The sequence below is a fragment of the Methylotenera sp. L2L1 genome, assembly GCF_000744605.1.
Classification (GTDB): Bacteria; Pseudomonadota; Gammaproteobacteria; order Burkholderiales; family Methylophilaceae; genus Methylotenera.
In genome coordinates this window covers 1,410,587-1,425,072 of record NZ_JQMG01000001.1, presented here as the reverse complement: position 1 = coordinate 1,425,072, position 14,486 = coordinate 1,410,587, and the positions used below count along the sequence as shown (strand labels likewise).

At 41.2% G+C, this 14,486-nt stretch carries 13 protein-coding genes, 2 tRNA genes and 1 pseudogene; 10 read left to right on the top strand and 6 right to left on the bottom strand.

Annotation, left to right across the window (positions count from 1 at the left end; all coding sequences use genetic code 11):
• The first annotated feature begins 91 nt into the window (after window positions 1-91).
• The 6 genes from recA (at window position 92) to FG24_RS06765 (ending at window position 6,048) form a co-directional block, all read left to right on the top strand.
• Entirely contained in the window at window positions 92-1,120 is a 1,029-nt protein-coding gene (gene recA / locus FG24_RS06790; protein WP_019897439.1) for a recombinase RecA, read from the top strand.
• Entirely contained in the window at window positions 1,113-1,568 is a 456-nt protein-coding gene (gene recX / locus FG24_RS06785; protein ID WP_036302168.1) for a recombination regulator RecX, read from the top strand. The genes recA and recX overlap by 8 nt, the downstream gene beginning before the upstream one ends.
• A gap of 23 nt (window positions 1,569-1,591) precedes the next feature.
• Window positions 1,592-4,228 carry an alanine--tRNA ligase gene (gene alaS / locus FG24_RS06780; protein ID WP_036302166.1) on the top strand — a complete coding sequence of 879 codons (2,637 nt, stop codon included), beginning with the start codon at window positions 1,592-1,594 and terminating at the stop codon, window positions 4,226-4,228.
• A 284-nt stretch (window positions 4,229-4,512) separates the two neighbouring features.
• Window positions 4,513-5,739, top strand: coding sequence for an aspartate kinase (locus tag FG24_RS06775; protein ID WP_036302165.1), 1,227 nt, complete (start codon window positions 4,513-4,515; stop codon window positions 5,737-5,739).
• A 75-nt stretch (window positions 5,740-5,814) separates the two neighbouring features.
• Window positions 5,815-5,908: transfer RNA gene (locus FG24_RS06770), tRNA-Ser, on the top strand.
• 63 nt (window positions 5,909-5,971) lie between these two features.
• A tRNA-Arg gene (locus FG24_RS06765) sits at window positions 5,972-6,048 on the top strand.
• 29 nt (window positions 6,049-6,077) lie between these two features.
• Here the strand turns inward: FG24_RS06765 and FG24_RS06760 are convergent.
• The 3 genes from FG24_RS06760 to FG24_RS06750 all read right to left on the bottom strand — a co-directional run bounded on the left by FG24_RS06760 (window position 6,078) and on the right by FG24_RS06750 (window position 8,700).
• Window positions 6,078-7,310 (bottom strand): tyrosine-type recombinase/integrase, encoded by a 1,233-nt coding sequence (locus FG24_RS06760; RefSeq protein ID WP_051901461.1) that lies wholly within the window; start codon window positions 7,308-7,310, stop codon window positions 6,078-6,080.
• 236 nt (window positions 7,311-7,546) lie between these two features.
• Window positions 7,547-8,440, bottom strand: coding sequence for a hypothetical protein (locus FG24_RS06755; RefSeq protein WP_051901460.1), 894 nt, complete (start codon window positions 8,438-8,440; stop codon window positions 7,547-7,549).
• A 5-nt stretch (window positions 8,441-8,445) separates the two neighbouring features.
• Window positions 8,446-8,700 (bottom strand): hypothetical protein, encoded by a 255-nt coding sequence (locus FG24_RS06750; protein WP_036302164.1) that lies wholly within the window; start codon window positions 8,698-8,700, stop codon window positions 8,446-8,448.
• Window positions 8,701-9,555: 855 nt separating this feature from the next.
• Here FG24_RS06750 and FG24_RS12540 point away from each other — a divergent pair.
• Window positions 9,556-9,783: a type I restriction-modification system subunit M N-terminal domain-containing protein gene (locus FG24_RS12540; RefSeq protein ID WP_200876876.1), complete on the top strand. Its 228-nt coding sequence runs from the start codon at window positions 9,556-9,558 to the stop codon at window positions 9,781-9,783.
• 7 nt (window positions 9,784-9,790) lie between these two features.
• Window positions 9,791-10,368: pseudogene (locus tag FG24_RS12970) on the top strand (M48 family metallopeptidase).
• 49 nt (window positions 10,369-10,417) lie between these two features.
• Here FG24_RS12970 and FG24_RS06735 read toward each other — a convergent pair.
• The 3 genes from FG24_RS06735 to FG24_RS06725 form a co-directional block, all read right to left on the bottom strand.
• Window positions 10,418-10,966, bottom strand: a complete 549-nt coding sequence (locus tag FG24_RS06735; protein ID WP_036302162.1) for a hypothetical protein — start codon at window positions 10,964-10,966, stop codon at window positions 10,418-10,420.
• A gap of 84 nt (window positions 10,967-11,050) precedes the next feature.
• A complete protein-coding gene (locus tag FG24_RS06730; protein WP_036302160.1) occupies window positions 11,051-11,311 on the bottom strand; it encodes a hypothetical protein in 261 nt (86 codons plus the stop codon).
• A 281-nt stretch (window positions 11,312-11,592) separates the two neighbouring features.
• Window positions 11,593-11,940: an XRE family transcriptional regulator gene (locus FG24_RS06725; protein WP_036302159.1), complete on the bottom strand. Its 348-nt coding sequence runs from the start codon at window positions 11,938-11,940 to the stop codon at window positions 11,593-11,595.
• Window positions 11,941-12,373: 433 nt separating this feature from the next.
• On the opposite strand from FG24_RS06725, the gene FG24_RS06720 reads away from it, so the two are divergent.
• Window positions 12,374-13,444 carry a hypothetical protein gene (locus tag FG24_RS06720; protein WP_036302157.1) on the top strand — a complete coding sequence of 357 codons (1,071 nt, stop codon included), beginning with the start codon at window positions 12,374-12,376 and terminating at the stop codon, window positions 13,442-13,444.
• Between the two features lie 444 nt (window positions 13,445-13,888).
• Window positions 13,889-14,410, top strand: a complete 522-nt coding sequence (locus tag FG24_RS06715; protein WP_036302156.1) for an SRPBCC family protein — start codon at window positions 13,889-13,891, stop codon at window positions 14,408-14,410.
• The last annotated feature ends 76 nt before the right edge of the window (window positions 14,411-14,486 follow it).

Below are 14,486 nucleotides of genomic sequence, written 5' to 3'. Positions count from 1 at the left end.
TGGTTAAGTGCCTATGAGACTTACGCTAAACTGTAAAATATGGAATAATTGAAAGCTAATTTAAGCACTTCAAAATAAAGGTAAAAACCCAATGGATGACAATAAAGCCAAAGCACTCTCTGCCGCACTTTCACAAATTGAAAAACAATTTGGCAAAGGGTCCATCATGCGTATGGGCGACAGTGATATTGGCGAAGATATTCAAGCCGTTTCAACTGGCTCTCTCGGCCTTGATATTGCTTTAGGCATCGGCGGTTTACCACGTGGTCGTATCGTAGAAATTTACGGTCCTGAATCTTCAGGTAAAACCACACTTACCCTGTCAGTGATTGCACAAATGCAAAAATTAGGCGGAGTGGCGGCATTTATTGATGCAGAACATGCATTAGACCCACAATACGCAGCTAAATTAGGTGTGAATGTGCCTGATTTATTGATCTCACAACCAGACACTGGTGAACAAGCCCTTGAAATTGCAGACATGCTCGTGCGCTCAGGCTCAGTAGATATCGTAGTCGTTGACTCGGTGGCTGCACTGACTCCACGCGCAGAGATTGAAGGCGAAATGGGTGATTCACACATGGGCTTACAAGCACGCCTGATGAGCCAAGCACTACGTAAGTTAACAGGTAACATCAAACGTACTAACACCTTAGTCATTTTCATTAACCAGATCCGTATGAAAATCGGCGTGATGTTTGGTAACCCAGAAACAACCACAGGTGGTAACGCGCTTAAGTTCTACGCTTCTGTACGTTTAGATATTCGTCGTACTGGAGCGATTAAAAAAGGTGATGAAGTAACCGGCTCAGAAACACGCGTAAAAGTGATTAAAAACAAAGTGGCGCCTCCGTTCAAGCAAGCTGAATTTGACATCATGTACGGTGAAGGCATTTCTCGCTTTGGTGAAATCATCGAGCTTGGCGCCAATATTAAACTGATTGAAAAAGCAGGCGCTTGGTACAGCTATAACGGCGAAAAAATTGGCCAAGGTAAAGAAAATGCAAAAGAGTTCTTGCGTGAGCATCCAGAAATTGCTGCAGACCTAGAAGCTAAGATTCGCGCTAATGCTAAATCACTGAGTGAAGCAATGACTGCACCACGTAGCGAGGATGACTAAAACCTTTGTAGTTAAATCACTGCGTCAGCGTGCTTTAGATTATTTAGCCAAGCGCGAATACTCTTACATCGAGCTTGGCAAAAAACTCAAAGCCTATGCAGAAGAAAATGATGACATCCCTGCTTTACTGGATGACTTTAAAGCAAGAGGCTGGCTTTCAGACGCACGATTTACTGAACAAATTATTCACGCAAGGAAAGCAAAATTTGGTGCTGCCAAAATAGCGCATGAGCTACGTGAAAAAGGTATTGCAGACCAGCTAATTACGGATGCAGTAGAAACGTTAAAATCGACAGAGTTAGATAACGCGACTGAAGTGTGGCGTAAGAAATTCAAGGCCTACCCACAAAATCGTGAAGAATGGGCGAAACAAGCAAGATTTTTACAAAGCCGTGGTTTTGGCTTTGAACTGATTAAAAAAATACTAACCGTTAACGATAACGATTAAACAAGCTATTAAAATTAAACTTTATGACCATACAACTTAGCAGCACCCCAAGCAGCAACGAAATTCGCCAAGCATTTCTTGATTTCTTCGCCTCCAAAGGCCACGAGATTGTGAGCTCAAGCTCTCTGGTGCCTCATGGTGACCCTACCCTCTTATTTACCAATGCCGGGATGAACCAATTCAAAGACGTATTTCTAGGCTTTGATAAACGCCCATATACACGCGCCACTTCAAGCCAAAAATGTGTGCGCGCTGGCGGTAAACATAATGACCTCGAAAACGTAGGCTACACTGCACGCCACCATACATTCTTTGAAATGCTAGGTAACTTCAGCTTTGGTGATTACTTCAAAGAAGATGCCATCAAATACGCATGGGAATTGCTCACCGACGTATTCAAGCTACCTAAAGACAAACTAACCGTCACGGTATACGCCGAAGATGACGAGGCTTATGCCATATGGAATAACATGATCGGCGTACCAGCAGAGCGCATCATTCGTATTGGCGATAACAAAGGCGCGCGTTACGCATCTGATAACTTCTGGATGATGGGTGACACTGGCCCGTGCGGACCATGTACCGAGATTTTCTACGACCACGGCGCACACCATTTTGGCGGCCCTCCAGGCAGCCCTGATGAAGATGGTGACCGTTACATTGAAATCTGGAACAACGTGTTCATGCAGTTCAACCGCGATGAAGCTGGCGTGATGCACCCGCTGCCAAAACCATCAGTGGATACTGGCATGGGCTTGGAGCGCATTTCAGCCGTGCTACAGCACGTACATGCTAACTACGAAATCGATTTATTTCAAACTTTAATCGCAGCCGCAGCGCGTGAAACCAAAACAGCAGATTTAAGCAGCCCATCACTCAAAGTGCTGGCTGATCATATCCGCGCCTGTAGCTTCTTAATCGCAGATGGCGTCATTGCAGGTAATGAAGGCCGTGGTTATGTATTGCGCCGCATCATCCGCCGCGCAATTCGTCATGGCTACAAACTAGGTGTGCGTAGCGCGTTCTTCCACAAAATCGTACCAGATCTAGTGGCTGAAATGGGCAGTGCTTATCCAGAGCTTACAAGTAACCAAACACGTATTACAGAAATTCTGAAACAAGAAGAAGACCGCTTCTTTGAAACCATTGAAAATGGCATGGCGATTTTAGAAACCGAACTTGCCAATACAACAGCAGTGTTCAATGGTGAGACAGCATTTAAGCTTCACGATACTTACGGCTTCCCACTGGACTTAACCGCCGACATTTGCCGTGAACGTAACGTTGCCGTTGATACAGATGCATTTAATGCTGCAATGGCGCGCCAAAAAGAACAAGCGCGCGCTGCGGGCAAATTCAAAATGGCAACTAACCTTGAATACGACGGCGTTGCCACAAGCTTTCATGGTTATGACCAGTTAGAAACCAATGCAAAAATTACCGCCCTTTATAAAGATGGCGCCGCGGTGTCTACATTAAAAGAAGGCGAAACTGGCGTTGTGGTCTTAGACAACACTCCATTTTATGCAGAGTCTGGTGGTCAAATTGGTGATTGCGGTGAGTTGCGTGGTGCAAACGGTATTTTTGAAGCTGAAGATACGCAAAAGATTCAAGCCGCGGTATTCGGTCATCATGGCGTGCTAAAAACAGGCTCATTAAATGTTGGCGACCAAGTAAGTGCGCGTGTAAACACACAAGCGCGAACCAGTACGATGCGTAACCATTCAGCAACACACTTGATGCATAAAGCACTACGTGAAGTGTTAGGTGAACACGTGCAACAAAAAGGGTCTTTAGTCGATACAGATAAAACCCGTTTTGACTTCGTGCACACTGCACCAATGACCGATGATGAAATCGCAAAAGTTGAACAAATCGTCAACGCAGAGATATTGGCTAACGCTGCCTGCCAAGCACGTGTGATGGACATAGAGTCCGCGCAACAAACCGGCGCAATGATGCTGTTCGGCGAAAAATATGGCGATGAAGTACGCGTACTAGATATCGGTAGCAGCCGCGAACTATGTGGCGGCACCCATGTCAACCGTACCGGTGATATTGGCCTATTCAAAATCACGTCTGAAAGCGGTGTAGCCGCAGGTGTACGCCGTATTGAGGCAACCACAGGCGAAGGCGCTTTAAAACTGATTAATGCACAACAGTCATTAATTTCAGCATTAGCCAATGATTTAAAAGCACCAGTAAGCGAGTTAGCATCTAAAGTAGCGCAACTAAGCGACCATGCAAAATCGTTAGAAAAAGAATTAGCGCGCCTAAAATCAAAGTTAGCTTCATCACAAGGTGATGACTTAGCAACACAAGCCATTGAGATTGCTGGCATCAAGGTATTGTCTGCAACATTAGATGGCGCAGATGCCAACGCGCTACGTGAAACGATGGATAAGCTGAAAGACAAACTTAAATCTGCCGCAATTGTGTTAGCCAGTGTAAGCGATGGCAAAGTAAGCCTAGCTGCTGGTGTTACTGCTGATTTAATCAGCAAGATTAAAGCTGGCGAACTAGTCAACTTTGTTGCAGGCCAAGTTGGCGGTAAAGGCGGCGGCAAGCCAGATATGGCAATGGCGGGCGGCACTGACGCAAGCAAATTACCTCAAGCACTGGCAAGCGTAGCAGATTGGGTTAAAACTAAAGCGTCTTAAAAGAGATACTTAGCCTTTCTCGTGTCTGTGATTTTTAAAAACTACAGACGCTAGTGATGCTAACCAATGTCTTGGTGTGTTGTTAAGCAGTCTACACACTGAACATTACAATAGATTTTGCACTAAGTCAGTGATGATTGGCTTGTCAATTGAATATCAGTAAAAAGCTGTTCAATGACTAGAAAATGCGCTGACCGCTTTACCTAACAGCTTATTGCTGTTAAAAATTAAACAAAGTTAATACAGTTAGTTAAATACAGTTAATAAGGTTAAAAGAATATTTTATGGCACTTATTGTACAAAAATACGGCGGCACCTCAGTCGCAAACCCAGAGCGCATTAAAAGTCTGGCAGCACGTGTTGCTCGCTATAAAGCGCTAGGCCACCAAATTGTTGTTGTGGTTTCAGCTATGTCAGGTGAGACCAATAGACTCATCTCGCTAGCTAAAGAAATCATGCCAGATCCTGATCCACGTGAACTGGATGTAATGGTTTCTACAGGTGAGCAAGTTACGATCGGCATGACTGCACTCGCACTAATGGAACTAGGCATCAAAGCAAAAAGCTACACCGGCTCACAAGTTAAAATTCTGACTGATGACTCGCACACCAAAGCGCGTATCTTAAGCATTGATGAACATAACATTAAGCAAGATCTTGATAATGGCTACGTGGTCGTGGTCGCTGGCTTCCAAGGCGTAGATGGCAATGGCAACATCACCACACTAGGTCGCGGCGGCTCTGACACCACTGGTGTTGCGCTAGCTGCAGCATTAAAAGCTGACGAATGCCAAATCTACACAGATGTTGATGGTGTATACACCACAGACCCACGCGTAGTGCCTGAAGCACGTCGCCTAGACAAAATCACGTTTGAAGAAATGCTAGAGCTAGCCTCACAAGGTAGCAAAGTTCTGCAAATCCGCTCAGTTGAATTTGCAGGAAAATATAAAGTTAAATTACGCGTGCTATCAAGCTTTGAAGAAGAAGGCGAAGGCACACTGATCACATTTGAGGAAGAAAATACAATGGAACAACCCGTTATTTCTGGCATTGCCTTTAACCGCGATGAAGCCAAAATCACTGTATTAGGTGTGCCAGACAAACCTGGTATTGCTTACCAAATCCTTGGGCCTATCGCTGAAGCAAACGTTGACGTGGATATGATTATCCAAAACACAGGCGCTGATGGTACAACCGATTTCACATTCACTGTGCATAAAAATGAAATGAACAAAGCTTTAAGTATCTTGCGCGACAAAGTGCAAGGTCATATCGGTGCCCGTGAAATTAATGGCGACGATAAAATCGCTAAAGTATCGATCGTAGGCGTTGGCATGCGCTCACACGTAGGCATTGCAAGCCAAATGTTCCGCACATTAGCGGAAGAAGGCATTAACATTCAAATGATCTCTACCTCTGAAATCAAGATTGCAGTCGTAGTGGATGAAAAATATCTTGAGCTAGCTGTACGTGTTTTACACAAGGCATTTGAATTAGAAGCAGCATAATTGCAAGTTAACGTTGATTTTTAAAAGCGTTTAGCGTAGTATCACGCCCTCGTAAGAAGCGTAATTGAAGTAAACGGAGAGCTGGCCGAGTGGTCGAAGGCACTTCCCTGCTAAGGAAGCATACGGGCTTAAATCTGTATCGAGGGTTCGAATCCCTCGCTCTCCGCCAAGTTTTAAAAGTGTGAATATTTTGCTGGATAATTTTCTGGCTTCAAGTATAATGCACGCTTTCGCGCCCGTAGCTCAGCTGGATAGAGTACTTGGCTACGAACCAAGGGGTCAGGAGTTCGAATCTCTTCGGGCGCACCATATAAGTCAATGGGTTAGGTGAATTTCATCTAACCCATTTTTCTTTTGTGCGTGACTTTTGCGTGACCATTCATTTTCGCCGACCTTAATAGCGTCAATGTTGGCAAGTTCACACCCGAATCACACACTTTTTCAACAGCACATATCAACTCACCAATCTCCCCAGCAGAGTAGTCAGTCGTAATGTCTCCGTTCGTATGTCCTAACAAAACCTTTCGTGTTTCATTAGAAACGCCTGCTGCCCGGAGTCGCCGCCCAAGAGTGTGCTTTATATCATGCACCCGAAGATGAAAAAACTCCTCATTTACAGGCTTACCTTCTTCTAGCGCCAACTTCTCTGCCGCCCTTGCAGTTGCTGAGTCCCAAGCACTATTGTTCATTCTATGCATTGGCTTCCCATCAACAGGAAAAACATAAATTGGATGCTTACCTCGCTGCGCTTCGATGACTGAACTGGCTACACGATTCAAAACTACAACACGATCTTCCTGATTCTTAACACCCCCCTTTCCATTGCGCCCACCAAATTTTGCGGGAACAATAAATACTGATGTATTAAGTTCAGGCACTTCCACTTCCCAATCCCATTGCAGCTTACAGACTTCTTGTTCCCTGCATCCTGTATTGACCTTGAACAACAGCATGGATGCCAAATGTCCTGGCAACTCTGCTATCAACGCCTTTTGTTCCTTCCAAGACACAGGATAAGCCTTTCGCTCATCTGAGGTCTCCAAGAAAGTAATTAATGGAGCCGACTCTAGCCACGTTAACCCATTATCATCATCCCGCCACTTGCGTGCACAAAGATTCAATATTCGCCGTACGACCGATAACGCAAGGTTGATGCTTTTATGTTTGCGTAATCGTTTGGTTTCAATTGCAACGCCATTTTCATGACGGACGGTAGTTACATATTTGCTAGCCTTAATAAACGGGGCCAGCGTCCCATCATGAATGAGGTTTAATGGCAAATCGCCAATAAATGAATCAAGGGCTTTTAGGTGACATGCATCACTTTCAATGGAAGAGTTATTTTCAGACTCTTCCAGATATTTGATCGCAGCCTCTCTAAAGATGCGCTTAGGTCTTACGCCAAAAATTTTGGCTTTTCTACTTTCAAAAATAAACTGCGCTAGGATTGTTTCTGCTTCTTGCTGGTCACCCGTTCCAAGGCTCTGGCAAATTCGTTTGCCGTCGATAACTTTATCGACGTGCCAGACACCTTTACGGAACTGGAGACCAGGTATGTTTCTTTTGGCCATATCTGAAAATCTCCTTCTGATTGTTCAGCATTTGACCGTCCGTAGCGATGCTTATAATCCTCCCACCAACGATCCAAGTCAAGCCGATCATATCCGATTGAATGCTCACCTAAGCGGACAGCCAAAATGTAAGGTCTCACAATCTTGTTGAATTTGTTTTTATCTATCCCCAAGTAAGCCGGAGCATCTGAGGCACGTATTACTCTTGGCAAAATAAGCACTGACCCCATCATCAGCTACCTCATGTAACAGGTTGTGATAAGTGGCCTAAAATGACCTACCTCTTGGCTCACAACAAGCATGGCGTCAGAAAGACTGTATCCAAGTTCAAGTAATTTACTAACCCTACGTTTTACATAGCTATGCCTTAAGCCATGGGCACCGTGGCTCAAACCTAAAGCCTTTTTTGAAGCTCGTGTGAAAGATTGTGAAAATGCTTGTCCAAAGTTTATATTGTAAGTTTTGGTATACTTTATTCCACGGTCAAAAACAGTTACTGGCTCACAACGACTTCTTTCCAATGCAATCGAAAGATAGCGCGGCAATGCAACATACCTCCGCAATCCACCCTTACCTGTCGCCACGTAAATTACCGAGTCAACACTCCCAGAAAATAGATCCTGTCGCCATGCGCGCCTATCGGAACGCGGGAGTTCCAACACCAACCTCAAAGTGACTAACTCATGGGCACGGAGACCTGCAGAATATGCAATCAAGGTGGAAAGGGAGTTTTTATCATTCTGATGTTTAATAATTTGTTTAACCTCGCTCCAGGTATAGCTTCTTGACGAATAATCTCTAAGTTTTAATGCTCTTATCTGAGGTATATTCTTTATTTGAAACAAATTGGCTAGTGCCTGCCGGTGCTGGTTCAAAGTACTCTGACTATAGATTTCTGCACATTCCTGAATATAGGCAACCATGTGCTGCCTGTGATCCTGTTCATGAACCGGAATATAATTGTCATCTATCCATTCGAGATAATTACTTATGCATGAACAATAATCTCTGGCCGTTCCAAGTGAAGCAATAAACCCTTTTTCTTTTGCAATTTTACGTGGCAAACCATAGCGTAAGCGCCGCAAAACAAGTTGACGTGCACGCTTTATAAACTCATTCTCATTAGCCATGATATTTACTCACTGATGCAGCGAACGTAAAAGTCAAAGACAGTTGTCCTGTTGCATGCAACTTTATGTGTATTCGACAGGTAATCCGCAATCTGCTGAAAGCTCTTGCCAGCAACTTTCTTTTGCAAAATTTCAAGCCGATAAGCTTCGAGTTTTGACCTTCTTAATCTCTTGGTTCTTGTTGAATTGTGATTATCATTAGCTAATTGCTCTTCATACTGGCTCAAGCACTGCAAAAATTCGTTTGTATCGCTAAGCATAAAAAACTCCAAAAAAATTGTTGATTAACATGTAAGATTCTTGCATTGCTGGGAAAATAATTCCCTACCCAACAACCGCACCACGCATGAACGCGCAACACTTCCCCCTTAGTTTTTATCAAAAAGATTTGGGAGGCTGAATCTAAATGAAAATCTTGAAAATGTTTTGCTGGAGACTATGCAAAGAATGAGTTTGCTGTTTTGAAGACTTGAGACGATCAAAAGAAATACTCAAAGTTGTGAATGCTCTGTATGCACAACTATTGAGGTATTTTTCTAAAACTAATATCTTTTTGATGCAGTTTAAAATATTCAGGCGAACAGGATCTAGGAAAAACCAAGTCTCCTAATCTGTTACTGTAAAAATTTAACTGCTAAGCTGCTTTTAACTTCCAAAAATAAAGCCATGAAAGAAAAGCCCACAAATTTTGAAATGCGTCATCTGGTGACGCTATATGACGATACGTGGTATATCTCATACGGTGTGTAAAATTTACTATCATTCTATTTTTAGGTCAATCCCGTTTTAGCTTATACCCAACAGTTTTTTATTATTTCCGACATTGTGATCTTTTTTAACGCGCAGTATTTAATTTGGCTGTTGTGTATAACTTCAGTAACCAATAATTTAACCTAATGTTTTATATAAATATTTATCTGAATTTGAAGTGTGACACATCGAACAAAACAAACCTTAAAAAATTAAGTGCACACTTACCTCAATCAGAACATCGACACCTCATTTTCTTTCAACAAAGATAAAATCCAGCCTTTTATAAGCGATTACATTGATTACTTCCTACCACCCTGCTACTCTTCCTTCTGGATGATTTTGCAATAAATACCACTCAATTGTTGGCTACCGTAATAAATAATAATAAGAAACAAGGTTTATCAATTAAATTAACGCTCTCCCGCTTAGAAAATCTCTTACTCACCGCCTGTGATGACCTGCGCGGCAGCATGGATGCCAGCGAATATAAGGAATACATCTTCGGCATATTATTCCTTAAGCGTGCCAGTGACTTATTCGACCAGCGTCAGGAAGAACTACGTAATCAATTCCAAGCACAAGGTATATAGCCCCGAAATGGTAGATGCTGTGGTTGAAAGTAAGCGCATGTGGATTTACCGTAACTTGGCCGAGTGGAAAGACTTAAATGCCAGTGTGGTTGCCCGTGAATGGGTCAATGGCGAAACATTTTTATATCTGGGTCGCTCTTATCGGCTGGCTTTGGTGAGAAATCAAGGGGCTGCATTACTTTTAAAAAAAGGTCGCTTTTGTCTGGATAGGACATTAATTGAAAAAGATGGGATTGAAGCCGCCGAACATGCATTTGAGGCCTATTTACAGATAAAGGTCAGGAACGATTTAAAGACAGAGTAGCTTATTTCCCCCTCAAAGTTGATGTACAAATAACAGGCATCAAAGTCAAAAATATGGGATTTAGATGGGCAAGCTGTGGAGTCAATGGTGTTCTGAATTTCGATTGGAAGTGCATGATGGCACCACCTAAAATTATTGATTACATTGTGGTACATTAGTTGTGCCATTTGCATCAGGCAAATCACACAGATGCATTCTGGAATGAAGTGGATAAAGTGATGCCTGATTATCTTGAGCGTAAAGAATGGCTACGTAAATATGGTGCTAGCTTGGTAATATAACTCCATGTTGACATGCAATTTACGCAATCATTAAGCCTTATGAGCCAGTCTATCTCCGCCAAGATGAACTCACAATCACCTCATCCTCATCAGGAGAAATCCATAAAACATCATCCCATTTTATTTTACCAGTCAGAACAACGCCATCGTGGTACCTAACTGCGTACTCTTCGGCAACACTCTTCCTTAAAGTCCAAGAAATTCCCTGAATATTTTTTTCCTCAAGAGATGGTGACTCACCCCGAAAAATTTCTAGCTCCCAGTCAGTTCCGTACTCTTCTATAATATCTAGAGAAGTTGATGGCCATGCCATAACCCATAAAGATTTAAATAGCATAAGGTATTCGATACAAATTTCTTTGCTGGTATGGCTGATTAATTCTGTGCTGGACAATTGCCATGCACCAAAAAAATCTTCAGATATAACTTTCAGTCTTTCTGTTTCATATCTATAACCATCATTAATTAATTTATGTACTAATCCTCTAGTTTCCGGAAGAAGCTCATTAAAACGATTTAAATTAGATAGGGTTTTCTTGATGAATTCAAAATTCACAATTTCACCATTTTCGTCATATATAACTAGGTAGTTTTGCATAATTTGACCTTGTAATATTAATAGAATTTTGTCAACGTACCGCCCTGTCTAGATGTCCCGTAGTTTCCGCAGGTATACCAAGGTTTAGCAGGCTACTATGATTAAAAATGCAATTAATGGAAAAATATACTTTTTAAAAAAAGACTGCTTGTTTTTAATATGAATATGTCCATATCGCGCCTCTATTCTAAATTTTCCCATTAACTCTTCCTGAGAAATGTTTGGATGTAATTCTTCAAAAGATTGCCATGCCAAAGCCCTTCCATCAGCAGCATCATGTAACATTGCAGATATACTGCGACAGTCTTTAATTGCATGATCAATCATGGTTAAATTTTGTGACATATTTGTTTCCATAAAAAAGTAAGCGATAAAATTACTTTCTCATAGAAAATTAATCTGTCAAATTTAACCTTGATTTAATGAATAATCGATCGCCAATGGGTCTGGTAGAACACTTAACTCAGATGGAGACTTTCCCGCAATAACCTCAAGCTGAGCAGATAATTTATTCATTTTATAATGCGATGAACAAGTTGCGCTCAATTGCATCACGTCTGCCTTCAATTATTGTAATTTTTTTGACATTGATGTTATTGCAGCTATACAGAGATGCTTTAGATTAATTATTTGTCCCGTATTGTAACTGTCACAGTCTTACCAGTTCTGAGAACAAAGTTGGTTAGAGAGTCAACCGTGAATTGATCGATTCTCTGGTAAATGATATCTGCAGCTCTCTTAGGGCTCACCATTAACCTTTCCTGGATCTGCTTTGCATTCAAGTTGTTGTCTTTTACCCAATTAAGTAACTCATGTAATAGCTGCTTTTTTATTCTCAGTATTACAAGAGCGCTCTCTTCTAGCTCATCGAACTCTTCATAGTTATTAAAGCGATTATTGATCCAAATAAAACACGGCGTGATTATTAAAAATACAATAATAATTAGAAGCCCAGCAATTAAAGGCTTTTCCATAAGGTTTCCTTATATCTAAAATGTATAAGCTATCATGAAAATTATTTAGCGCAAGTTCGGCTATATATTAAGTTGACATGACTAAAATTAGTTACGGTTTCTCTAATATAAGTATCAAAATTTAAGTCAGCAAGATCCATCTGCAGATAAAACAGCTTCTGAATGAGATACGTTGATGTTTAAGTAGTTAGAAAGTTGAAGTGAAATGCCTACTGAAGGGTGTAAGTTCAATCAAATTAACTGTGGCACCATAGACAAAAACCAAACTGGTGCGCTATTATCTAAATAAGGCGCCAGCCATACTTGCACACGAGTAAAAATCGGCACTTCAAATTACTTGATTTAAATGATGTAAAACTAACCCTGTAAATCGACACTGGGGTTTTAAACGTGTGCGCTACCCAGAGTCCACATTTATAAAGGTAGTTTTATCATGACAATCAAGAACATCATTTACTCAGCGCATCAAACACTAGAGCAACTAGCTCAAACTCATGTTAAGCGATCTCATTTTTATGAGTTGCTGGCAGCCGCTTTGGGTTTTAACACCTATGCATCCTTAACCCATCAAGCAATTTTTATTCAACGCAAGAATCCGGGTAAGGTTAGCTCTTTCAATCGAGTTCTAATAAAAAAACGTGTGGAAGCGCTTGGATATGAAAGCATATTGTCTTCAACACTACCCTTAGTGATGGACGAACATCACATTGGCGCATTAACCTTTGCAGACATAATTGCTGAATTAAAAAATGAAGATTACCCAGAAGATTATGACTGGGAGTCCGATTATTCATATCAGGAAGTTACACCAGAAGTATTGCAAGCATTAGAGGCAGCAGCGAAGTTGGAAAATCCACTTGCTCATTACGCGCTTGCTTTACATCTTCAGAAGTCCGATGAAGACGATGATGATGGAATAAGTAATGATTATTGGTATAAACAAATGCAGTCAGGGCGAGAGTTGAATGGTGCAGAAAAAGAGTTTGCACTAGATTATTTTAAGCAGCTTGCTGAAGAGAAAAAATATCAGTTCCATCTTCGTGAGGCGGCTCGGCTTGGCTATGATTTAGCAAAACTTGATCTAGCTGAAAAATTTAAGGACCATGCATTCTTTAATGATCAACATCGTGATGTTGATGTTGACCCAATGAGAGTCGCTGAGATTGCTTATAGCTTACGTCGATATGATGACCATCATCATTGGCTGACCACTGCTGCAGAGTCTGGGAACATTAGAGCGATGCGAGAGCTAATGGAATCTTATGATAAGAATCATAATCTTCGCAGTTGGACCTGGATCTATCTTTCACAGCTGTTAGGTAACGACCTTACTCAAGATAGATATTATGCAATTCATGAGAATGGTTCGTCGTATGACGATGATGTGGGAGGAGCATTATTTACTGCTGGTGAGGGTGGGGTCGAATTGCCACCAATAGAGCCAGAGGATGATGTTTTGGCTAGAACTCATGCTGAAAGTTTGTTTAAACGTATAAATAACTAAATTACAGGTATGTTTTAAACAAAGCAGCATATGGACTACTATGATTTTTTAGTCTATCTGCTGCTTTAATGGCCGTAATAGGTCATAGCTAGTTTAACTAACTAGTTATTTTGCTATTTGCTCTCTGGCTGGCTGCAAAGGGGGACAAAGCTGACACTAGAGAGTTTGAAAAGTTAACCATCTATTAAACTAATTACCGACACTTTTTTATATCAAAATGCCTTATCGAAATTCTGTAATCGCTAGATTTATTTAAAAGACAACCCATTAATTTAAATTGAATACCCACTACTTTAATTTCCGCTAGAACAACATTGTTGGATTTTCTCTCTAATATTCTAAATATATTTAGCCTCAATTAAATTTTATACAGTTCTGTATACTTAGTAGTATACTGGTTAGTATACCTGTGGGTATTTATTTAATTACTTTAGGAGATATCATATGAAATTTAGTTTATTGCTTGCATCAATGCTCATTAGCACAACATTCAATGTATTTGCTGATGAAGCAAAAAATCTCAAAGTTCATGAAGAAGTAAGTATTGACGCCCCTTCTGCAAAAGTTTGGGAGAAAGTAAGTAATTTTAATGATTTAGGGGCTTGGCATCCTGCTGTTAAAACCACGGAAATTGTGACAGGTGAGAACAATAAAGTTGGGGCAGAACGGCTATTAACACTTCAAGATGGTGGAACAATTAAAGAGAAGTTACTTAAATACAATGCTAAAGCCAAAACTTTCAAATACTCAATTATTGAAGGTGTTCTTCCTGTAACAAGCTATGTTTCATCAGTGACGGTCAAGCAAGTAGGCAAAAATAAATCAATAGTAGTTTGGGATGGCACATTCAAGCGCAAGGATACATCTGCGACTCCAGCTGAAGGTCAAGATGATGCTACGGCAGTCAAAGTTATCACTAGCGTTTATCGTGGCGGACTAGATAACTTAAAGAAAATTTCAGAGTAATAGTTGAAAACTATTAAGATCAATATTAGGCGAGAGCTCGCCTTTATTGATCTTAAAATATTCAGTCTTACCTGCT

Coding starts and splice junctions, on each gene's coding strand:
- FG24_RS06730 (WP_036302160.1), bottom strand. CDS start 11,311: ATGTCACAAAATTTAACCATGATTGATCATGCAATTAAAGACTGTCGC.
- FG24_RS06725 (WP_036302159.1), bottom strand. CDS start 11,940: ATGGAAAAGCCTTTAATTGCTGGGCTTCTAATTATTATTGTATTTTTA.
- FG24_RS06755 (WP_051901460.1), bottom strand. CDS start 8,440: ATGGCTAATGAGAATGAGTTTATAAAGCGTGCACGTCAACTTGTTTTG.
- FG24_RS06775 (WP_036302165.1), top strand. CDS start 4,513: ATGGCACTTATTGTACAAAAATACGGCGGCACCTCAGTCGCAAACCCA.
- FG24_RS06735 (WP_036302162.1), bottom strand. CDS start 10,966: ATGCAAAACTACCTAGTTATATATGACGAAAATGGTGAAATTGTGAAT.
- FG24_RS06750 (WP_036302164.1), bottom strand. CDS start 8,700: ATGCTTAGCGATACAAACGAATTTTTGCAGTGCTTGAGCCAGTATGAA.
- recA (WP_019897439.1), top strand. CDS start 92: ATGGATGACAATAAAGCCAAAGCACTCTCTGCCGCACTTTCACAAATT.
- FG24_RS06720 (WP_036302157.1), top strand. CDS start 12,374: ATGACAATCAAGAACATCATTTACTCAGCGCATCAAACACTAGAGCAA.
- alaS (WP_036302166.1), top strand. CDS start 1,592: ATGACCATACAACTTAGCAGCACCCCAAGCAGCAACGAAATTCGCCAA.
- FG24_RS06715 (WP_036302156.1), top strand. CDS start 13,889: ATGAAATTTAGTTTATTGCTTGCATCAATGCTCATTAGCACAACATTC.
- FG24_RS06760 (WP_051901461.1), bottom strand. CDS start 7,310: ATGGCCAAAAGAAACATACCTGGTCTCCAGTTCCGTAAAGGTGTCTGG.
- recX (WP_036302168.1), top strand. CDS start 1,113: ATGACTAAAACCTTTGTAGTTAAATCACTGCGTCAGCGTGCTTTAGAT.